The 20300-nt window shown below is 45.6% G+C and carries 20 protein-coding genes; 7 read left to right on the plus strand and 13 right to left on the minus strand.

The window, feature by feature from the left end; translation table 11 throughout:
* Window positions 1-113 precede the first annotated feature (113 nt).
* Complete coding sequence (locus tag A3EU_RS0110670) at window positions 114-818, plus strand: SDR family oxidoreductase (protein ID WP_020536150.1); 705 nt, start codon at window positions 114-116, stop codon at window positions 816-818.
* Window positions 819-968: 150 nt separating this feature from the next.
* Window positions 969-1847, plus strand: a complete 879-nt coding sequence (locus A3EU_RS0110675) for a DMT family transporter (protein WP_020536151.1) — start codon at window positions 969-971, stop codon at window positions 1845-1847.
* Between the two features lie 9 nt (window positions 1848-1856).
* Here A3EU_RS0110675 and A3EU_RS0110680 read toward each other — a convergent pair whose 3' ends face one another.
* From A3EU_RS0110680 to A3EU_RS0110695, 4 genes are read right to left on the minus strand one after another with little or no spacing between them, the layout of a single operon-like run.
* Window positions 1857-2522, minus strand: coding sequence for a response regulator transcription factor (locus A3EU_RS0110680; protein WP_020536152.1), 666 nt, complete (start codon window positions 2520-2522; stop codon window positions 1857-1859).
* Window positions 2519-3283, minus strand: coding sequence for a sensor histidine kinase (locus tag A3EU_RS0110685; RefSeq protein WP_020536153.1), 765 nt, complete (start codon window positions 3281-3283; stop codon window positions 2519-2521). The genes A3EU_RS0110680 and A3EU_RS0110685 overlap by 4 nt, the downstream gene beginning before the upstream one ends.
* Window positions 3280-3951 (minus strand): hypothetical protein, encoded by a 672-nt coding sequence (locus tag A3EU_RS0110690; protein ID WP_020536154.1) that lies wholly within the window; start codon window positions 3949-3951, stop codon window positions 3280-3282. Before A3EU_RS0110690 ends, A3EU_RS0110685 begins: the two co-directional genes overlap by 4 nt.
* A 43-nt stretch (window positions 3952-3994) precedes the next feature.
* Window positions 3995-4546: a hypothetical protein gene (locus A3EU_RS0110695; protein ID WP_020536155.1), complete on the minus strand. Its 552-nt coding sequence runs from the start codon at window positions 4544-4546 to the stop codon at window positions 3995-3997.
* Between the two features lie 346 nt (window positions 4547-4892).
* Between A3EU_RS0110695 and A3EU_RS35265 the strand changes: the two genes are divergently transcribed.
* Window positions 4893-7805, plus strand: coding sequence for a hypothetical protein (locus A3EU_RS35265; RefSeq protein WP_020536156.1), 2913 nt, complete (start codon window positions 4893-4895; stop codon window positions 7803-7805).
* Between the two features lie 217 nt (window positions 7806-8022).
* On the opposite strand, the gene A3EU_RS0110705 is transcribed toward A3EU_RS35265, so the two are convergent.
* The 9 genes from A3EU_RS0110705 to A3EU_RS0110745 all read right to left on the minus strand — a co-directional run bounded on the left by A3EU_RS0110705 (window position 8023) and on the right by A3EU_RS0110745 (window position 17076).
* Window positions 8023-9144, minus strand: a complete 1122-nt coding sequence (locus tag A3EU_RS0110705) for an ABC transporter permease (protein ID WP_020536157.1) — start codon at window positions 9142-9144, stop codon at window positions 8023-8025.
* A 5-nt stretch (window positions 9145-9149) separates the two neighbouring features.
* Window positions 9150-10262, minus strand: a complete 1113-nt coding sequence (locus A3EU_RS0110710) for an ABC transporter permease (RefSeq protein WP_020536158.1) — start codon at window positions 10260-10262, stop codon at window positions 9150-9152.
* 186 nt (window positions 10263-10448) lie between these two features.
* Window positions 10449-11171 carry an ABC transporter ATP-binding protein gene (locus A3EU_RS30055; protein WP_020536159.1) on the minus strand — a complete coding sequence of 241 codons (723 nt, stop codon included), beginning with the start codon at window positions 11169-11171 and terminating at the stop codon, window positions 10449-10451.
* 88 nt (window positions 11172-11259) lie between these two features.
* Window positions 11260-12162: an ABC transporter ATP-binding protein gene (locus tag A3EU_RS0110720; RefSeq protein WP_020536160.1), complete on the minus strand. Its 903-nt coding sequence runs from the start codon at window positions 12160-12162 to the stop codon at window positions 11260-11262.
* 2 nt (window positions 12163-12164) lie between these two features.
* Window positions 12165-13088, minus strand: coding sequence for an HlyD family secretion protein (locus A3EU_RS0110725; RefSeq protein ID WP_020536161.1), 924 nt, complete (start codon window positions 13086-13088; stop codon window positions 12165-12167).
* A gap of 298 nt (window positions 13089-13386) precedes the next feature.
* On the minus strand, window positions 13387-14673 hold the full coding sequence (locus A3EU_RS0110730) for a TolC family protein (RefSeq protein WP_020536162.1): 1287 nt from the start codon (window positions 14671-14673) through the stop codon (window positions 13387-13389).
* A gap of 50 nt (window positions 14674-14723) precedes the next feature.
* Window positions 14724-15332 (minus strand): TetR/AcrR family transcriptional regulator, encoded by a 609-nt coding sequence (locus A3EU_RS0110735; protein ID WP_020536163.1) that lies wholly within the window; start codon window positions 15330-15332, stop codon window positions 14724-14726.
* Between the two features lie 568 nt (window positions 15333-15900).
* The gene (locus tag A3EU_RS30060; protein ID WP_020536164.1) at window positions 15901-16551 is read right to left on the minus strand and encodes an SDR family NAD(P)-dependent oxidoreductase; all 651 of its coding nucleotides are present in this window, start codon (window positions 16549-16551) and stop codon (window positions 15901-15903) included.
* Between the two features lie 3 nt (window positions 16552-16554).
* Window positions 16555-17076: a GNAT family N-acetyltransferase gene (locus tag A3EU_RS0110745; RefSeq protein WP_020536165.1), complete on the minus strand. Its 522-nt coding sequence runs from the start codon at window positions 17074-17076 to the stop codon at window positions 16555-16557.
* 123 nt (window positions 17077-17199) lie between these two features.
* Between A3EU_RS0110745 and A3EU_RS0110750 the strand changes: the two genes are divergently transcribed.
* The 4 genes from A3EU_RS0110750 (at window position 17200) to A3EU_RS0110765 (ending at window position 20206) form a co-directional block, all read left to right on the plus strand.
* Window positions 17200-18246 (plus strand): sterol desaturase family protein, encoded by a 1047-nt coding sequence (locus A3EU_RS0110750; RefSeq protein ID WP_020536166.1) that lies wholly within the window; start codon window positions 17200-17202, stop codon window positions 18244-18246.
* Window positions 18247-18361: 115 nt separating this feature from the next.
* Complete coding sequence (locus tag A3EU_RS30065; RefSeq protein WP_020536167.1) at window positions 18362-18964, plus strand: Tll0287-like domain-containing protein; 603 nt, start codon at window positions 18362-18364, stop codon at window positions 18962-18964.
* 25 nt (window positions 18965-18989) lie between these two features.
* Entirely contained in the window at window positions 18990-19253 is a 264-nt protein-coding gene (locus A3EU_RS0110760; RefSeq protein ID WP_020536168.1) for a DUF202 domain-containing protein, read from the plus strand.
* 227 nt (window positions 19254-19480) lie between these two features.
* Complete coding sequence (locus A3EU_RS0110765; RefSeq protein ID WP_020536169.1) at window positions 19481-20206, plus strand: DsbA family protein; 726 nt, start codon at window positions 19481-19483, stop codon at window positions 20204-20206.
* Window positions 20207-20300 lie beyond the last annotated feature (94 nt).

A 20300-nucleotide genomic window follows, 5' to 3' on the forward strand; every position in this document is an offset into this window, starting at 1 on the left:
GTGTACTATCCATAAACGGAAATTGACCATGTGCTAAACCTTTCGGGAATGACCAGGGTTATGACTGAGTATTGTATTCGTATCGGCTAGGTACAAGAACCAAAACAGAAACAATGACAAATTCCAAAATAGCCCTCGTGACGGGCGCCAACCGTGGTTTAGGTAAAGAAGTATGTCGCCAGTTGGCCCAGGAAGGCTACCGCGTGATCCTGACAAGTAGAACCGAAGACAAAGGCCGCGCTGCCCTGGCTGATATCGCCCAAGAGGNTTTGGATATTGTTTATCACCAATTGGATGTCAACAACCAACAGAGCATCGCTACCATCAAAGCGTGGATCATCAACACTTACGGTCGCTTGGATGTGTTGGTCAATAATGCGGGCATCAACTACGATTTGTGGCACAATGCCCTCAATGCCGACCTGGAAGAATGCCACGAAACCATGGAGGCCAACCTTTTTGGTCCCTGGCGGATGGCGCAAACTTTCATCCCGCTGATGCAAGAGAAGGGCTTTGGTCGGGTGGTGAACCTCTCTAGTGGCGCCGGCGCCCTCAATGGTATGGACGGCGGCAAACCCGCCTACGCGATGTCAAAAGCAGCCCTAAATGTGCTAACCATCAAGCTGGCTCACCTCACAGCAAACGATAATATCCTTGTGAATGCCGTCTGCCCCGGCTGGGTACGTACCGACATGGGCGGCAAGGAAGCCACGCGCTCTATCCCCGAAGGTGCCAAAGGTATCGTCTGGGCGGCAACGATAGAAGATGGTGGCCCCACCGGCGGTTTCTTCCGTGATGGAGAACGGATTGCGTGGTAGGCTTATCTGGATCAAAAAAAAGACACCTATCAGGGCAAATTCATGGACTTGCCCTGATAGGTGTCTGGGGTGCCTTATGTCATTCAATTTGAAACACCTCGACCTTGTAGCTACTGCACCGTATCTTCGACGCTCATTTAACGATGTTTCATGGCTGCCCCTTCGCATGTTAAGAATATTTTCCTCCTTCAATTGGCCATCTTGCTTATTGCCACTTCGGGCCCGTTGGGGCGGATGATTGCGATGCCAGCTACCGTGGTCATCTTTTGGCGAGCAGCCCTGGCCAGTGTTATTTTTATGGTGTTGTTGAAGTTGCAACGACAACAACTATGGATTGAAAACAAAAAAGATCGCTACCTCATTCTGAGCGGTGGCGTATTAATAGCCCTGCATTGGGTTACCTATTTTATTTCGCTGCAACTATCTAGTGTAGCTATCGGAATGCTCTCTTTGTTCACGTATCCGGTGATTACGGCTGTGTTGGAACCCCTTTTGTTAAAAACGCGCTTTCAGGCCACTCATCTGCTGTTGGGTGGCCTTACGCTTTTGGGTATCTACTTTCTGGTGCCGGAGTTTGATATTGCCAATGGGGAAGTACAGGCGATTGCCTGGGGAGTGTTCTCGGCCACCATTTATGCTTTGCGCAATATCCTGATGAAACGCCAGGTCAGCCGCTATAGCGGAACCATCATTATGTACCATCATATGCTGGCAGTGAGCGTGGTTTTGCTGCCCTTCTTATTTTGGGAAGGTACTGGTGATATCGAAACGGCTTGGCCGTATATCGCTTTGCTGGCAGTGATTACTACCGTTTTGGGGCATACCTTGTTACTGCGTAGCTTTCGGCATTTCTCTATAACTACAGCCAGTATTATGAGCTGTGTGCAACCCGTTTATGGTATCATTATGGGGATTATCTTTTTAAAAGAATACCCTGGCTGGTCGACCTATTTGGGTGGTGCTATCATTTTGTTAGCTGTACTCGTGGAGAGTCTGCGGGCGCAAGGAGGGAAGGCTGATGCACAATAGGGGTAGTACTCAAAAGCGCATTCGCTTGATATCTACCAGGCCTTCTTGCAGGGCAACGACTACCAGTCCGGCGGTGTTTTTACAATCTAATTTCGACAGCAGGCTGTTGCGGTGACCATGTACCGTTCTGGGCGAAATAAATAAGCGTGCTGCTATTTCTGGTGTCGTCAGCTCTTCACAAATCAATTGTAATACCTCTTGTTCCCGGTTGCTGATTTCGTTGCGAAAGGAGACTCGGGAAGGAGGGCGTGTTTTGGTGATTATGTTGTCACGAATAACGCTCATTACCTTGTCATCGTAATAAAATCCCTTCTCTGCAACTTCTCTGATGGTATGCTCCATGTCTTCAGGGGTACTGTTTTTGACAAGGTAGGCAGCCGCTCCAAGCTCAATCATTTTTACAATAAAGGCTTTCGAATAGTAGCTGGAAAGTACAATGAATTTTAACTCGGGATATTTTTCTTGCAAGATTTTAGCAGCCTCTACGCCATCTAGAATAGGCATGTTCAAGTCGAGTAAGAGAATATCCGGTTGCGTTTCAACAGCCGCTAGTTGATCCAATAATTCCTGGCCATTCCCCGCTTGAAAGGCTAGCTCCACACCCTCAAAGTCCGTCAAAAGCATACTGATCCCTTTGCGGAAAAGTTCCTCATCATCGGCAATAGCAATCCTCATGATTTTCTTTTTACAGATTGAAAGAAAAGCCCTTTGCCTGGTTCACTCTCTAGGCGGTAAGTAGCATTGATAATTTGTAGGCGAGATTCGATATTCTGCATACCTAATCCTTTATTAATGTGATCTCCTTTCAAGGAGAATCCCTGCCCGTCATCTTGGTAAGCAAGCCTGATCTCTTGGTCATTGTGCGAAAGAAGAATACTAATGTTATCAGCCGAGGCGTGTTTGATACTATTGGACAAAAGCTCTTGAACTACGCGAAAAAAATTCAAAGCAGTAACCTGATCAATGACCAATGGTTGTTGTTCCTGTAGGGTAAAAGAAATGTTGAAATCGCCTTGCTTGTGTTGCTCACAAAGCTCCTCCAAGGCAGTGGCCAGCCCAAATTTTTCCAGTGTAGGAGGTAGCAAGTCATGGGCAATCCTGCGGGTCGTCGTAATCGTCATGTCCACCACTCCAAAGATATCCTGTAGGGTTTCCTTGATATCGGGTATTTCCATCGCATGTTTCCGTAGGCGATGTAGCCCCAGGTTGATGACATTAAGTTTGGAGCCTACCTCATCGTGCAGCTCCCGAGCCAGTCGTTGCCGTTCTTCTTCCTGAACCTGAATACTGCTGATCAACAATTGTTGCTGGTGATTGAGTTGTTGTTGCTGGGCTGCCAGCTGCTGTACCTGGAATTTCTGTTGCGAAAAATAGAAAAACAGCACAAAGGCCAGTGCCAACAGGAGCATCATTACAATACCGAGGGTAATGATCATGATGAGGTTGTTTTCCTGGAGGCTACCATCCATAAGCTGATAAGAATAAGGCCGTGTAGAATGACTAACAGCAAGGCATTAATAGCCCAAAAACCGTACTGTAAATTACTGGCTACTCCCTGGTTAGTCAACAGTTTGGAAAACATGAAGATAAATAAGCTTCCGGAATAATAAAGTAGGATGGCAAAATTGATGAGGGTAGCAGCTAGCGGTAAAGGCTGACGAAGATCTATTTTACCAAAGGAAGAGAAGAAATAATAAATGGCGTAGGAGATGAGAATTAACTGAACGAGTGTTTTAGCATTAGAATTAAAGCCAGTAATGGGCTCCAGAAAAATGCTGTTACTGATCAGGAGTAGTGCTACCCCCCCAACCAACCACGGAAGCTTGTGCTGTACCCATTGCTCGTGGATGAAAAAGCGGTAAAAAAAGTAAGACCAGGCCAACAACTCCAATAAAGTGTAAATATGCAACAAATAGAGGTTGTTACTGGCCTGGTTAAACAAATATCGAGAACTCAGATCAGTGGCTAAGCTGATCGTCAAATAGAAGATCAATGTGCGGATTTTGACCGGTAGTTGCTGGTGCCTGAAAATCACGATAAGATTGTTCAGGATCAAAAGGACCAAGTAAACTTGTCCAGCAACAATGGCGAGTTCTTTAATCATTTTCTAGTGTGTAGGTTTTTACCTTTGTGCTATCCCTTTCTGTTTATTCACAGAACATGTTTACGGCCAACTCATCTTCACAAAGCGGAGGGCAGGGAGTAGCAAAATTATAGATTTTATCATTTGCTCCAAGTTCTTTAATTACCCCCTCTGTTTCAGGTCTCTCTTTAGTAAAAGCTAAAGTCAGTGCTGTTTTACATGCGCCATCACTGGTTTTTATGTCTTCTATTATTGGGATCAAATAGAAATAACCTCCAGTATCTAACTTACTGAATTCATCTATTTCATTGCGGTGTATTTTATAATACGAGGGGCCTGTATACTCCACTGTCAGGCATTGGGTTTGCATACAATCTTTTACAAAACCTACATATCGCCCTCTGTTTTTTTTATACTCTGCCGGGGTGATTTCATAGCGTGACAGAAGATTCAAGATTTCTAAATCCGATTTTTCTCCTAGAAGCGGAGTGTCCTCTTTGGTTACAATTTCAGGAGAAGGCCCTACAGTAAGGGAATCGTTCATGTAAATATTCCAAAACCACGCGCCAGCCGTAAGGGCAAAAATCAGGGTCCATAAATTAGGTTTCAAGTTCATTTTATTGTGTTTGTGTATTTAAGAATATGGTTTTAATACTTTAGTAATATAAGCTAAATGCCTGGTTAATTAGGGCTTACTACATGAAAATAGGCATTTCTACCTATGCCTTCCCTCCTTTCTACCCCATCTAGGTTTTTGGGTCAAAATGCGCTTAAGTAGAGGGTGATCTACTCCTACCTTTGCCATTGTCAAATAGCGAAAGCTGTTGGGAATATTCATTAACTTAATAATCTTATCAGATGATTTTTTGCCGAAACGTACATTGGTTGTTTTTTTTATTCGGTTAATTTATTCAAATGCAGTATTATGTATTATTTTGTTGTTTTAAACAAACCTGAAACCCATGGATTCAAAAAATAGCAATACGGAGTTCATTTATGATCAAAATTATCATAAACGAATTACAAGCAGAGAAATAGACAAAGACTCTAAGGAGATCATATCCCTAACAGTATGGGCATCCAAACCACTTGTTATTACACAAGCTGCTGAAAAAGGGGAAGAAGCCGGAACCCTTTATATTCCCCCTACTGCCGATACGACCATCTGGGCAGAAGTACTAATCATTGATGGCGATATTACTGCACCAGGCAAAAACATTAGTCTTTATGCAAAAAAAGTGTTGTTGTCGGGTAACGGTAACAAAGTAAACATAAATGTTAATGGCCAAAAAGGAAATAACGGTTCGGTATTACCTGTCCCTGATGCGCCGATAGGAAACACGGGGTCTGCCGGCGTAGTTAAATGCATTGGTGCTGATACTATGCCCGGTGATGGCAAAGGAGGTGGAGATGGAGAGAGGGGCCAACATGGCACCAGTGGAAAAAATGGAGGAAATATTAAGTTATCCTTTTTTGAATGCGACCCTAATACAAGTATTTCTCTCACAGCTCTTGGAGGTGATGGCGGCGATGGTGGCAAAGGCCAGAATGGCGGTAAAGGTGGCAAAGGTGGCAAAGGAGATGATGCCTTCAATAATTGTTTTTTTGGTAACGGTTTAGTTGGGCAAAATGGCGGTAGAGGTGGCAAAGGTGGAGATGGAGGACCAGGAGGTAATGCAGGACTAGGAGGTAATGGTGGTACGATTGAAGTTAAGATCCTGGCAAAAAAAACGCCTGATCTTGATATCAAAGGAAATGCCCATAAGGGCAACCTGGGTAACCCCGGAGCAGGTGGCAATCGTGGTGAGGCCGGAAGTGGAGGTGTTGGGGGCAAAGAAGCTAGGAAGCTTGATGCGGGTAAGGGGCCTGAAATTGTTCTCCCAGGAGGGGCAACAGGCCCCACAGGTGAAGAAGGGAAAGTTGGTATTGAAGGAAAATTCATAGAAGGAGAAGCAGGGCAAGATGGGAGTTTTGTTATGAAAAGTGATGAAACACAACCAAGCCTTGCCCCTTGTGATCTGTTTCCACAGGCGGAAGATTCCTTGTTGTTTTACAACATGCTGCTTGAAAAAGCAAGCGCTCATTATCTGGCAGCAGGAGACAATCTTAGTTCTCCTCACATCCAAACCTGTGTACAATTAATCATCTTCCTTTTAGATATAAATGAAGGTTTTGACAAAGAAAACACCCCTCATGGCTATCAAGAGTTATTTAACAGCGCCAAGGCGATGTATAGATACTTAAGACAAGGGCAAAATTATTTTGGACATCGACCAGACTTTGTTCCAGTGGGTAACCATGAATATTGGGGAAAACAGGTTGACAAGTCACTAAGTAGCCTGAAAACAATCGAACCTATTTATACCAAGTACTTATCTGCATCGATTTCCCGTGACGAAAAAATCAGGGGGCTTGCGGATGCATTAAATCAGTCAAAGAACAGGGTATTACAGCTCCAATCAGATATTGAATTAATAGCTAGTGAAATAAAAACACTTACCCCTCAGGTCGATGCCTTTGAAAAAAATGTATCCATTAAGCAAGAAGAATTAATGGATAAAATCACTGCGGTAGCGGAGGCCATTCAAAGCAAGATTAATTTAAATGTGAATGACTTCATAGAAGTTACAAAGAACGTAGCGTCAACCCCAGGAGGTACAAGCAAAAAACTTGCTACGCTTGGAAAAGAAGGAGCAAAACTAGCATACAAAGGTATAAATGAGTTTGAAACAGAGGATGGGGAGTCGATACGAAAAGCACTACTAATTGATCAATTTATTCTTCAAGAGCAAGATTTTCAGGAGCTTGATGAAGGATATCGATTGATCAACGGCCTAATAAGTGTTGCTGATCCAAATGCTAAGAAACTTATTTGTGAAAAAGAAAAATTGGACGCCCTTTTAGACAAAGTGGCAAGTATGGAATCGGCAGCCGAGGCAAGGATCGCACTAAATGAGTTTGTCCAGTCTGTAAATGCCAGAAATCAGGCTATCCTGTTATACAATGACTATGTCGGTCAATATATTAAACTGCATTCTGACATTGACTTAGAAAAAAAGCGCCAAAATGATATTGGAGCAGACGTGACAGATGTAGATCCTGGCTTGCCGCTTATGGTAAGCTATATGAAAAGTATTCACCATCAAGTCATCTCCTATTTCATTAATGACCTTTACATGTGTGTCAGAGCAGCGGCTTTTTGGTCTTTAGATGCCAAGTTAAATATGGAGTCCCTTTTTGGCAACATTGAGCCTCATTCTATTGATATTGCTACTGCAGAAAAGCTATCTGCCACTGCAAAAAACAAGATTGCTATGGCCCACGAATCACTAGGAAGTGACAGTCAACCGTTTTCTAATATTAAAGTGACTTTAGACGAACAATATTTTGGCGCTGCTATTTTTGATGCTTTCAAAGCAGGTGAAGTATCCAGTATAGGTATCAATATTCAACCTTCAACAAGGAGTACAAAAGCAGGAGATTCCCCTTTTCACGGATTGGCGGATGTAAGGGTCTCCAAAGTTCGTGTTTGGCTGTATGGTGCCACTACAAGTAACAATGAAGTACAAGTTGTTCTTACTCACACCGGGGGGGAAACATTGGTCGACCGGCAAGGGAATTTATTCCCAGCCTCTCATACGTCAAAGTATGTTGTAATGCGTTACAACAATGAAAAAATCGGAACGGAAGAAGCCTTAAGTGAAGGGTTTGATGGTTTGATAACAAAAGATGATTCCACATTTACCCCAGTTGGCCCATTCACGGATTGGATTTTAACGTTAGATTCAAAAGACAATCAAGACTTGAATCTAGAGAATCTTGAAAAAATAATTATCGAATTCAAAGGTTCCTTGCGTTCGCTTATTCCAAGTTAAACAGGAAGATATCGATTGATCGGTATAGTAAAAAGTACTTTCTGTAAACGCCTTTTTGCAAAATACCCTATCCTGGAGCTCGGTGCCGAGATTCCGATCTTCCATCGGAACAAGAACCAAGGATGGGCGGAGCGATAGCGACAGATAGCCTGGTGGCGATCCCGTCCCGACTAGAAAAGTCGGGACGGGAGAAGGCAGGGCCCATAATGGTAGATGATCATTCTACCTTACGATAACTCAAGACCGCCAGCGTATTGAATACCACCGCCAATACCACCGTTACCCGAAAATGGTAAATGACGTCCCAGAAGGTGCTTCCTTTGAGCAATACCGACCGCATGACGCTTACAAAATGGGCGATCGGGTTGGGGATGGTGAGGTACTGCGCCCATTGGGGCATACTCTCGATAGGCGTGAAGAGGCCGCTCATGAGAATGAAAATAATGACGAAAAAGAAGGTGGTGAACAAGGCTTGCTGCTGGGTGTCGGAGAGGTTGGAAATAAAGAGTCCTAGTCCTAAAACTGCCGTAAGGTTGAGTGCACAGAAGGCAAAAATGACAAACAGGCTGCCTTGCATAGGAATGCCGAAGAGGAGCTTCGCAGCGGTGAGGCCCACCGTCAAAAGCACCATGCCAATGCCCAGGAAAGGGATGAGCTTGCCCAGGATAAACTGCCATTTCTTGATGGGCGTGACATTGATTTGTTCGATGGTGCCGATCTCGCGTTCTCGAACGACGTTCATGGCGGTGAGGAGCATTACTAAAATGGTCACCAGCTCGCCCAAAATACCAGGAGCCATGAAGTATTTGAAATTAAGCTCGGGGTTGTACCAGTTGGCGGTGGGGACATTGATAAATGCCGGCGGTTGGCCATTTCGGTTGACTATTTTGAGGTTGGCCTGTAGTTCTTGATTGAAAGATTGAATGATAATGTTTAAATAAGCGGCCCCCACACTGGCTTGCTGCCCATTGATGGCATTGACCAGGAGCTGGATATTACCTCGTTTTTCGCGATAGAAGTGTTGCTCAAATTGGGATGGAATAGTAAGGACAATGTCTACCTCGCCAGTTTGTAGCATATCGTCGCCCTGAGCTACGGAAGCGGGGAAATCGATGAGTAGGAAACGATCTGCGGCTTCGATTTTTTGAACGAGCAAACGCGCCGTGGGCGAGTGGTCTTCATTGACAATCGCCAGGCGGATGTTCTTTACTTCGTTGCTGGCTGCATACGAGAGGATAATCAACTGCACAATGGGCACTACCGTCATCATGGGTAGCATGGCCTTGTTGCGGAAGATTTGGATAAATTCCTTCTGGATGATATAGAGTAATCTTTGCATAAGGCTTATTTATAAACGACCTGGAAATTGCGCCAAGCAGCAGTGAGGAGTACAATGAGCATAATGAATAAAATGAGGGCGGGAAAGGCAACGGCGTCCCAACCTGCAGCTTTGAGCATAATGGCCTGCTCGATCTGGATGAAATACTTTGCGGGGATAATCTTCGAAATATATTGTAGTAAGCTAGGCATACTGGCAATAGGAAAGAGGAACCCGCTGAGCAACATTGTAGGCATGAGCAACGCAAACATAGAGGTCATCATGGCCGTTTGCTGGGTAGGCGCTTTGGTAGATATCAGTACGCCCAGCGCCAGCGCTACCAGCAGGTAAAGGAGAACTAAGGCAAGCAAAAGCACCAAACTGCCACGGACGGGCACATCAAATAAATAGTAGCCAAGAAAGAGGACAATGATGGCATCGATAAAGGAGAGTATGGCGTAGGGGGTTACTTTTCCCAGAATAATGACAATTGGCGGTAGCGGGGATACCAGCAGGAGATCCATCGTGCCTGTTTCTTTTTCTTTGGCAATGGTGAGGGAGGTCATCATGGCGCAAATAAGCATGAGAATGAGTGCTACCGTGCCAGGAACAAAGTTGTAGGCACCCTCTAATTGAGGGTTGTAGAACATGCGAATTTCGGTACTGACTTGGTAAGGTTGCACGCCACTTGTGCCGTTCTGGTTTTGCTGAAAGGTGGCAATCATCTGTCGCGCGTAGCTGGTGAGCGTGGTGGCGTAGTTGGGTTCGGTGGCATCGGCAATGAGCTGAACATCGGCTTTGCGCTGACGAAAAAAATCGTCTTCAAAACCAGCAGGAATGACAATGCCCATTTTGACTTGGTTGGACTGAAAGGCTTGCTCCAACTCTGCCGTAGTACGAACGGAGGTGACCAGCTTCAAGTGGCCCGATGCCGTGAGGTGATCGACTAACTGGTAGCTAAGGTCATCATTGGCTTCGTTGAATATCGCTACGGAGGCATCCTTGAATTCGTTGGTGACGGTATACCCAAAGATCAACACCAAGGCCACTGGCATACCAAATAGAATGGCCAGGGTTCTGGGGTCCCGCAGGATATGGAACAGCTCTTTGCGTACAAACGCCAGGAATATCTTGATCATTTTTCTGTTTTTAGAGACGCGATGCGTCGAGTCCTAACCAGGAGTTTTTACGTTCAAAAAGAGCTAGCCGCGGAGGCTCCGAGGCGCGGAGTTTAGAAGATTTCATAATAAAAATCTCTGTGTCTCCGCGTCTCCGCGGCTAAAAAAGCCAACCTAAGAACCATTCAGCACAACCAAATGGATTCATCAGGCGCGAACCAATTTCAAAAAGACCTCGTCCATAGAGTCCGTTTGGAATTGTTGCTTTAATTCAGCGGGGCTTCCAAGAGCTTCAATCCTCCCGTCAACCATGATACTGATACGGTTGCAATATTCGGCTTCGTCCATGTAGTGGGTGGTAACGAAAATGGTTACGCCCCGGTCTGCGGCCTCGTAAATCATCTCCCAAAACTGCCGACGGGTAGCAGGGTCAACGCCCCCAGTGGGTTCGTCGAGGAAGATGATCTTGGGATCATGTACTCCTGCGATGGCAAAAGCCAGGCGTTGTTTCCACCCCAAGGGGAGGTCACCGACCAGCCGATTTACATATTCTTCCAACCCGAGTTCCTGTATTATCTCAGTCGTCTTTGTCTTTATCCTCTTACGACTGAGCCCGTAAATACCACCATAAAAGCGGATGTTTTCGGCAATCGTCAAATCTTCATAAAGACTGAATTTTTGACTCATGTAGCCAATGTTTTCCTTGATCTGATCCGTCTCTCGATAAACATCAAAGCCTGCAATGGAAGCGTCGCCTTCGGTGGGGCGGCTCAGTCCGATCAGCATTTTGATGGCTGTGGTTTTGCCCGCGCCGTTGGCGCCCAGGAAACCAAATATTTCGCCTTGTGCCACGTTGAAAGAGATCGCATCTACGGCGGTGAAATCTCCAAATCGCTTGGTCAGGTTTTGTGCTTCTATTGCGTAGGACATTGGTTTTGTTTTGTGCTCCTCCGGCTTTTGCCAGCTTCGCGGTTGTACTCGTTCCTCACGTTTGTGCGCACCCCGCACTCCGCACCTTTTACCCCGCCAGCTCCAAAAACACATCTTCTATAGTGGCGTCGATGCGTTTTACTTCGATCTGTTCGTGGTGCTTTTCTTTCAGTAGGTTGTAGATAGCTTCTTCTGGGAAGTAGCCACTGGTGGTCAGGTGCAGGTATTCGCCGAAAGGTTCTACTCTTTTGGTGAAGGGCGCTGCCCTCAGGTCTTTTATCAGCTGGTAGAAAGATGTTGCTTTAACGGCGTAAAGGGGCTGTTCGTAACTTTCCCGAATATTGTCGGGGGTATCGACCTGGAGAATTTGGCCATTCTGGATGAGGGCGATCTCCTCGCAGCGGGAGGCTTCATCCATGTAAGGGGTGCTTACGATAATGGTGATACCGTGTTCTTTCAGCCGTTGGAGCATATCCCAAAATTCGGCTCTACTCACGGCGTCAACCCCCGTGGTGGGTTCGTCCAGGAAAAGGACTTCTGGTTCGTGGATCAGGGCACAGCAAAGGGCCAGTTTTTGCTTCATCCCGCCCGAGAGCTTCCCTGCTCTTCGTTTACGAAAAGGCTCGATCTGTACGTAAATATCTTTGATGAGGTGATAGTTTTCCTCAATGGTCGTTCCGAAGATCGTCGCGAAGAAATTTAGGTTTTCTTCAACCGTAAGGTCTTGGTAAAGCGAGAACTTGCCTGGCATATAGCCAATGATCCTACGAATCTGTTTATAATCGGCCACCGTATCCAGCCCTGCCACCGTAGCTTTTCCATCGTCAGGAATAAGCAAGCTGGTGAGGATTTTAAACAAGGTAGATTTGCCAGCACCATCCGGCCCGATGAGCCCAAAGAGGGTGCCCGCCGCAATGTCGAGATTGATATCCTTGAGGGCTGATTGGTCCCCGAAACTTTTACTGATATGCTCGATTTTTACCGCTCCCATAGTTATTGGTTTGTGGCTTGAGTACTACTAGGGGTAAAATTCACTTCTGCGGGCATACCGATTTTAAGCTTGCCTTCCGGATTAGGTACGAGGACCTCAAATGCATAAACAAGGTTGACACGATCTTCTTTAGTCTGGATGGTTTTGGGGGTAAACTCTGCCTGAGCAGCAATCCAACTGATCGTACCACTGAGTTGGCGGTAAGCCTCTTGGCCTTCATCTACGAGTACTTCTACTTTTTGGCCAAGGGACACATTTTGTAGTTGGTTGCTACTGGTATAAGCGCGCAGGCGCATGGTATCCAATTGCCCTAGTCGGAATAAGGGGCTACCGATCCCTACCATTTCACCGGCCTGTGCCATTTTGGTGAGCACGGTTCCTGTGGCCGGGCTGTAAAGGTAAGCTCGTCGTATTTGTTCATCCAGCAGTGCCATTTGTGCCAGCATGGGTTGTTTTTCTGCAAGGATAGCTCCGTTGGCCGTGTTGGTATTGCTGCGTACGGCTTGGATACGTTGCTTGAGCACCGTGAGTTCTCCGTTTAGGTCATCAAACTGTTTGGGTGTGGCGGCTTTTTTCTCTACCAGGCGTGCTACCCGATCCCGCTCGCGTTCCAGGTTGTCTTGTTGCCGGTCGAGTACTTCAATCTCGGCCAGACTGTTTCGCAATTTAGCCGGTAAGGTGCCTATCTGGGCACGCACCTGCTCGCGTTGCAAATGAAGGAGGGTAGTATCCACAAGGCCGAGGAATTGCCCTTCCTTTATTTTTTGCCCTTCCTCAATGGGGAATGCCGTAAGCTGGCCATTAGCTTCTGCGCTAATCAATATGGTGGTCGCTTCAAAATTTCCGTAAGCATCGGACCGGGCGGCTTCCTGCTTGCAAGCAGTGAAGGAGAGGGTGATCAAGAAGAGAAGATATGTATTTTTCATTTTTAGCTAATTATTAAAACGTTATCCTGACGTTTGTTAAGTTAGTTTGATTGTTGTTCAGTTTAGAACCACTTTTTCAAAGTGGGAGATCGGAAGTGGGAAGTTGGAAGTATTTGTATTAGCGAGTGGCGTGCTCTCCTTCTCATTCTACGTATATCTCATTATTTCCGACTTCCGCTTTCCGACTTCAAACTCGGAAGTATTTGTATTAGCGAGTGGCGTGCTCTCCTTCTCCTTCTACGTGTATCTCATTATTTCCGACTTCCGCTTTCCGACTTCCCACTTCCGACTTCCGATTTCAAAACCCTCCCCGATTGCTCCAAAAATTCAACTGCGTTTGCAATAGCTGAACCTCGTGAACCGCCTTGTTTTGGCGTGCTCGTAATTCGGCATTGAGTTGATTGACGTAATCGGCAGAGGTAATGACGCCTTCATCCAGCTGAACGGCCATTTGTTCCAGGATCTCTGCTTGGAGGGTGGCTATTTTTTCGTCGCGGATAATCTGCGCATTGATGCGGTCTATCTCTGTGAGGTAGCGTGCCTCCCCTTGACTCAGGTTGAATTCAAAAGTTTCACGGGCATTTTGGAGTTGGGTAGCTTGTAATTGAAGCGTTTCTTTTTGCAAACGGGTTTTATCCCAGTCGACGAGTTTCCAGCTAAATCCTGCGCCGATGATGCCATAAGGAGCGACATTGCCGTCGAGGAGGTTAAGTGGATTTGGGTAACCAACACCTGCTTGAGCAAAGACTTGTAGTTTGGGCTTGCGCTCACTGTCGACCAGCTGAGCCTGTGCCAAGACAGCTTCCTGTTTTAATTGGAAAAGTTGCTGCTCGGGACGTTGGATAACGGGAAGAATGTCCGTTGACCCCATTGGCGGATAAGTCAAGGTAACGGTAGGGCTGAGTTGTAGGTCTAATAATTGTTCCAGGCTTTGAATAGCTCCTGTCGTCTGATAGATTAGGTTGTCTTGCTGCGCCAGAATTTCTTGCTCTTTGACCAATAGTTGTGTCAATTCCGTTTGTAGCAATACGCCGTATTCTACACCGGCCTGAACTTGCTCTTGCCGGGCCGCGAGGTCTTTCAACGACAAATCAAACAAGACCTCCTGTTCACGAAGCGCACTGATTACGAGAAACAGCTGGTTGACGCGTTCACGGAGCTGGAAACGGTCGACTTCCTGTTGTTGAAGTTCCGTCTTCACTTGAGCAGCAACCAGATTTTGACGAGCCTCTTTGAGGCCACCGTCTAGTAATAAGTACGAAGCCTCCAGGTAGGTTTGAACACTGACCAGCGGGCGACTGATGTTCAGTGGAAACATGGGGTTGTCGCTTTCCAGGTTGATGGTTTCCGATTGCAAGCGCCCATCTGCTTTTAGCGAAATGGCGGGCTTACTCTCAGCGTCGATCTGTGCACTTTGGTTTTGTGCTATTTGCTCAAGCAAGGCTCCGTTGCGTAGTAATGGATAGCGCTCTTCCAGTATATCGTAAGCTTCGGTAAGGGAAAGCGTCGTCACTGTTGCTTCCTGGGCATTAACCAATCCAGTTGTCAGTAGAAGTAAGAAGCAATAATATTTTCGTAAGATCATCGTCTTAGTATTGTGTTTTAACTTTTTGGTTAATAGAAGCCCAAAAAAAATCAATCGTTCTTTAACGCAGCTTTTAAGAAGTTCATAATGATGTCTTTACGTTCTTCCATGAGAGTAGAGAAATCATTGTCAGAAAATTCAAAAACAGTACAAAATATGGGTTTGGCGATAAAAGGAAAAACGGTCATTCCCATAATATTAAGCATCAACTGCGCGGGTGGTAGTTTACGGATATTACCCGCCTCCATTTCTTGATGCATGCTTAAAACAAAACCCTGTACTGCTGGAAAATGATGACTTCTTTTCTTTAGCTCTTCGACAAACCGGGCTTGTTTTTGTGATAATTCCGACATGATGAAAAACGGTATATCGGGTTGCTCCTGAAATAAGTCGACGTACGAAGTGACGATGACTTCCAAGCGCTCCCAAAACGTTCCTTCTGTAGCCAGGGCTTTAGCAAATCGCGGTAGTATGGTATCTAGAATCCGTACCGTAATCTCGTGATACAACTTCTCTTTCGATCGGAAGTAGTAGTGTAATAAAGCTTTATTGATACCTGCTTCATCAGCGATATCTTGTGTGCGTGTAGCGGCATACCCCTTTTGTACAAAGTGTTTGCGGGCTACTTCCAGGATCAATGTTTCTTTGTCTTGTGCCATATTTAACCACAAAGTTAAACACTTTGGTTAGTACATGCAAGTGGTAGACTTATTTTTATTGAAAAGCTGCTTGACTTCTGCCTAAACCTGATCTATACCCGGCACTAAGTAACGGGTATATAAGGGGCCATGCCGGTAGCGGCGTTGCTGTGCAAACGCCACTACGGCACCGGGTTGTTCGCTATTACCTGCGGTACCGCTGCCACCCCTTGTCCTTGGTCCGTCCCGGCCCCGCGCTCCAGGCGCTGCCTTGCGCCCTAAGTCTATAGTTCGTCAAGGTAGGATTTGTGAGAATTTGAAGACGCTATTTTTTCCATCCGCAAGGCGAAACCTCGAAGAAGCCGCGAAGCGAAACGTAGGCAACGCAGCGAGTTGGCGAGGCTTTTCAACGCAGCGAAGGGTAAAAAGAGCAGGTCAAAAATCACAAATCCTACTTTGGAGAACTATAAATACAGGTCCTGCCAGCGGGCATCACATCTACAGACGTATCGGTGCGACGCCTCTACGTTGGCCAATTTCCCACTTCCTCCCGATTGCTCGGAACCCATTTCCCATTTTGCTTTAAGTCTTACGACCCTTTAAACTGCACCTCCACCTCTGGTACTCCTTGTTGATAATGCTGGTAATAGGTATCTGCGACCTTGTGAGGATCGAAGGCCGTTCCTTCTTTAATGGTGCCAAAAATAGTGACCGTCCCCACTTGGATAGGGCTTTCCTGTAGTTCCTCCGCCAGCATGAAAGCCAAGCTGCGAATACCTGCTTTTGCAATGCTAATCGTCGGCGCTTGCATCCATGGATGGAGGGCTGCGCCGCCTCCGGTAAATAGAAAAGTCCCGCGATCATTTTCTTGCATAAAGGGAAGGATGGTTTGTACACTCAGCAGCGCAGCAGCGACATCCATCCGGTAGGCATCTACCATTTCTTCAACATCTAATTGGAGTGGGCTATTGAATTGCTTTTTTACCGCATTGTAGATCACGACCTCCACGGTGTTTTTCTGTGCAATGCCGCGCAACGTTTGCCGCAAAGCTTTGAAGTCACTGGCGTCAACCACGTGGGTGCTGACTGAAACTGCTTGTTCTTCAAGTATTTTGGCAAAAGCACTAAGGTTTTCTTCACTCCGAGCCAATAGGGCGATAGAAAAACCTTTTTGGCCAAATTTTTCGGCCAGCGCGAGCCCGAGGCCAGGGCCAGCACCGATAATTATTGCAGTTGACATAAGTTATAGTTTGATTTTCATCAGGAGGTCATTTTGCAAATCACTGCCCAAGTAAAATTCGTGCTGGTCAAAAGTAGAGAATCCATGGCGCTTATAAAACTGGATGGCCGCCTCATTTTGATCCCATACACCGAGCCAAACAGAGGACTTGTTTTCTTGCCTAGCTTTTTCCATTACAAAGGTTAAGAGCTGTTGCCCGATATTTTGCCCCTGGTGGGTAGCTTTTACGTAAATTCGTTCTATTTCCAGGGTGTTTTCCAGGGATTGCTCTGTTTGTGCAGCTCCTTCATTGAGTTTTAAGTAGGCAATGGCCTCTCCGTCTTTCCAGGCCATAAAAAAGGATACGCCCTCTTGGAAGAAACTGGCTCGTACTTGTTCAAGAGCAAAGGCTTTAGAGACGTATTGGGACATGTTTTCGGGTGTGTTCACTGGGCCGAATGCTTCTACAAAGGTTTCTTCTGCTAGATTACGAAGTAGTGGAAGCTCTGTTTCCGAAACGGTTTTTATGGTAAGAGCAGGATTCATAGGTAAAGGTTGATTATTTTATTTACCCTAAAATGTGATGCACATCACAGGAAAAATAGAAGAAGGCTATTAATTTTATCTTTCTTGATCATCCATATCCATCAAATTTAAGATAGAAAAACTGTGGAAAAATACTGGGATTTATTCATTCAGGGCTATACCGGTTACGGGAATTATCTTTTGCACGAGATAACGCGCCCTGGCTGGGACAACTATTTTTATTGGTTGATCGCCGTTTCTGTCTTCTTTTTACTGCTGGAAGTGGCCATTCCCTGGCGGAAAAAACAGGCTACTCTGCGCAAAGATTTTTGGCTGGATGCTTTTTATATGTTTTTCAATTTCTTCCTATTTTCACTGATCATTTACAGCGCGGCGTCTAATGTCGTTGTCAACCTCTTCAACGATGGTATCAAAGCAATTACTGGAGGTTTTGACTTACAGGCGCAAAATCCGCTGAATGAATTTCCGTTATGGGCTATTCTATTGGTAGGTTTTGTCGTTCGCGATTTTGTCCAGTGGTGGATTCATCGTTTGTTACACCGTTCGGATCGGCTGTGGGAGTTCCATAAAGTACACCATTCGGTAGAGGAGATGGGCTTTGCTGCTCATTTGCGTTACCACTGGATGGAAAATATTGTTTACCGTACGCTGGAATACATTCCGCTGGCATTGCTCGGTATTGGGCTTTACGATTTCTTTATCATCCACATTTTTACCTTGGCTTGGGGACATTACAATCATTCCAATATCAGCGTGAGTGGTTATCTTACAGGAGGAATATTAGGGGCCCTGTTGGGAATTATCGTTTCACAAGGCCTGTTAGATGTGAGCCTCGTTCAAGACCCGTCGCTAATTACGAGTTTGGGGATTGTGCTGGGTTCAGCTATAGCTGGAAGCCTGTTGTTAGGCAAACTAATGAAATACGTGTTCAATAGCCCGGAAATGCACATTTGGCACCATGCTTATGAGTTGCCCAAAGAGCGCCACTTCGGGGTCAATTTTGGGATTACGTTAGCGATATGGGATTATATTTTCAAAACGGCTTACATTCCACACAGTGGACAGGATATTAGGTTAGGTTTTCCGGGTATAGAGTCTTTTCCTGACAATTTTACGACCCAGTCGGTCTATGGGTTTGGCAAAACGGAACAGGAGCCGCCCAAGAAGTAATAAAAGACAGTACAAAAATGAATTTATCATTCGTTTTGTAGTAGAAGGCTAAGTGTGTCTGCTATTGCAAAAATTGAGAGAAAGATAAATTCATTTTTTGCGCAACAATAGGACTATGAAAAATCTATTTTACTTTCTCAGCATCGCCGTAATAATCGGTGTACTCGCAACCTGTACCAACCAATCAGCCTCCCAAGAGCAGGAGGAAGAGCAGATGGTAAATTCCGATGAATATTACCTGGAACAAGGAGCAGAAATTGTGGCGGCATCTTTCAAGGCATTATCAGGGCGCTTGATGGCAGCAATGAAAAAAGGAGGCGTCCCGGAAGCAGTACAATATTGTAACATTGCCGGATTGCCTTTGATTGACAGCCTATCTGAAGCACATCAGGTAAATATCAGACGGACATCGTTAAAAATTCGTCAACCCAAAGATGCACCCACGGCAGCAGAGAAAAAGGCCTTGGATCAATACCACGCTAAATTTGCTGCCGGAGAAGTCTTAAAACCTTTAGTGGAGACCAACAGTGCAGGAGACGTAGCTTTTTACGCCCCGATTCTTCTGAGTGAAGCTTGCTTGAAATGCCACGGTAAACTGGGAGAAACCCTAAAGCAGGAAGATTACGACTTGATCAAAAGACTTTACCCTGAAGACGAGGCTATTGGCTATGCACCAGGAGATTTGCGCGGTATTTGGAGCATCACTTTTGTGAAATAAAACCAAGCATCCTTAATACAAAAAAATGGCTCATCTAAATAATACAGATTTGTTAGCCCTTGAACGCACCAAAATGGCCAACGAACGCACTTTCTTGGCCTATTTCAGAACCTTCATGGTCTTTCTAAGCAGTGGCTTTGCGGTGATGAAACTGGAAATACTTCACGAAATTCATAGCCTGGGCATGGCGCTGGTAATCCTCTCTCCTCTGGTTTTAATGATTGGCGTTTATCGACTTTATCGGGTTAGGACATTCTTGAAAAGGATCGAAACAAAAGAAGGGGAGTAGTATATTTTGAACCACCAAGGGCACTTAAGGTTTTTTTATTCCTTTTGAGGCATCAAAGAAAACCTCTTTGATGCCTCAAAAGAGAAAGCTATATGCTCTTATAATTCCTTATATGGTTTAAATTTCTTTGCAGAAGATGTACCAGCGCTAAACAATTTCAAGCGATATCATCTTATTAAGGCATGAGGATTTTCTTACTAATAATACTGTTTAACTCCTGCCTGATCATGAGCAATGCCCAATCTGATACGCCTTTCTTTTGTGATCCGGAAACGGGCCTCTGTGTCATTCCTGAAGTGGAAAGCGATAAGCTTGCCGTGGAGCAAAAAGACGGTGTAGAAATTATTTATGTAGGCGATCCAATGTGTTCCTGGTGTTGGGGAATCTCCCCTGCATTGCATAAATTAGAGCAACGTGCTGCGCAAGAGGGCATTCCTTTCCGAATAGTGGTAGGTGGTTTACGGCCCGGCGGTGGCGATCCTTGGAATGAGCAGTTTCAAAACTTTCTCAAGCATCACTGGGAGGAAGTGAATGAGCGCAGTGGCCAGCCTTTTGGGTATTCGCTTTTCGAGCGCGAATCCTTCAATTATGATACCGAGCCCAGCTGTCGGGCAGTAGTCGCAGCCCGCACAATGGACCCTACCTTGGAGCATCGTTTCTTTGAGTTGGTGCAACACCACTTTTATGTGCAAAATCAAGACCCTGCGACCGATGCTTTTTATGCTCCAATTTGTAGCAACTTAGGCCTAGATTATGAAACCTTTCTGAAGCGCTTTCACAGTGAGGAAACGATAGCTGCTACAAAGGCAGAATTTCAACTGAATCGCCAATGGGGTGTTCGGGGATACCCTACCGTTTTGTTGCGCAAAGACCAACAACTTTTCCTTTTAGCAAACGGCTACGCGGAATTCGAACAACTCTGGGGTGGTGTTGAAGCGCAAATTTTGCGATAGTTCCAGTTATTTGGTGCTATATGAAATCGTTTGGTTGGAAAAGGGTAGGCTGGACTTCAGTCCGGCCACAATCGCAATATCTTCCCGCTCGGAC

The sequence above is a fragment of the Lewinella cohaerens DSM 23179 genome, from assembly GCF_000379805.1.
Lineage (GTDB): Bacteria > Bacteroidota > Bacteroidia > Chitinophagales > Saprospiraceae > Lewinella > Lewinella cohaerens.

What these genes read in the sequence shown, in the direction of transcription:
- A3EU_RS0110675 (WP_020536151.1), top strand. Translation starts at nt 969, where the DNA reads ATGGCTGCCCCTTCGCATGTTAAGAATATTTTCCTCCTTCAATTGGCC.
- A3EU_RS0110680 (WP_020536152.1), bottom strand. Translation starts at nt 2,522, where the DNA reads ATGAGGATTGCTATTGCCGATGATGAGGAACTTTTCCGCAAAGGGATC.
- A3EU_RS0110685 (WP_020536153.1), bottom strand. Translation starts at nt 3,283, where the DNA reads ATGATCATTACCCTCGGTATTGTAATGATGCTCCTGTTGGCACTGGCC.
- A3EU_RS0110690 (WP_020536154.1), bottom strand. Translation starts at nt 3,951, where the DNA reads ATGATTAAAGAACTCGCCATTGTTGCTGGACAAGTTTACTTGGTCCTT.
- A3EU_RS0110695 (WP_020536155.1), bottom strand. Translation starts at nt 4,546, where the DNA reads ATGAACTTGAAACCTAATTTATGGACCCTGATTTTTGCCCTTACGGCT.
- A3EU_RS35265 (WP_020536156.1), top strand. Translation starts at nt 4,893, where the DNA reads ATGGATTCAAAAAATAGCAATACGGAGTTCATTTATGATCAAAATTAT.
- A3EU_RS0110705 (WP_020536157.1), bottom strand. Translation starts at nt 9,144, where the DNA reads ATGCAAAGATTACTCTATATCATCCAGAAGGAATTTATCCAAATCTTC.
- A3EU_RS0110710 (WP_020536158.1), bottom strand. Translation starts at nt 10,262, where the DNA reads ATGATCAAGATATTCCTGGCGTTTGTACGCAAAGAGCTGTTCCATATC.
- A3EU_RS30055 (WP_020536159.1), bottom strand. Translation starts at nt 11,171, where the DNA reads ATGTCCTACGCAATAGAAGCACAAAACCTGACCAAGCGATTTGGAGAT.
- A3EU_RS0110720 (WP_020536160.1), bottom strand. Translation starts at nt 12,162, where the DNA reads ATGGGAGCGGTAAAAATCGAGCATATCAGTAAAAGTTTCGGGGACCAA.
- A3EU_RS0110725 (WP_020536161.1), bottom strand. Translation starts at nt 13,088, where the DNA reads ATGAAAAATACATATCTTCTCTTCTTGATCACCCTCTCCTTCACTGCT.
- A3EU_RS0110730 (WP_020536162.1), bottom strand. Translation starts at nt 14,673, where the DNA reads ATGATCTTACGAAAATATTATTGCTTCTTACTTCTACTGACAACTGGA.
- A3EU_RS0110735 (WP_020536163.1), bottom strand. Translation starts at nt 15,332, where the DNA reads ATGGCACAAGACAAAGAAACATTGATCCTGGAAGTAGCCCGCAAACAC.
- A3EU_RS30060 (WP_020536164.1), bottom strand. Translation starts at nt 16,551, where the DNA reads ATGTCAACTGCAATAATTATCGGTGCTGGCCCTGGCCTCGGGCTCGCG.
- A3EU_RS0110745 (WP_020536165.1), bottom strand. Translation starts at nt 17,076, where the DNA reads ATGAATCCTGCTCTTACCATAAAAACCGTTTCGGAAACAGAGCTTCCA.
- A3EU_RS30065 (WP_020536167.1), top strand. Translation starts at nt 18,362, where the DNA reads ATGAAAAATCTATTTTACTTTCTCAGCATCGCCGTAATAATCGGTGTA.
- A3EU_RS0110760 (WP_020536168.1), top strand. Translation starts at nt 18,990, where the DNA reads ATGGCTCATCTAAATAATACAGATTTGTTAGCCCTTGAACGCACCAAA.
- A3EU_RS0110765 (WP_020536169.1), top strand. Translation starts at nt 19,481, where the DNA reads ATGAGCAATGCCCAATCTGATACGCCTTTCTTTTGTGATCCGGAAACG.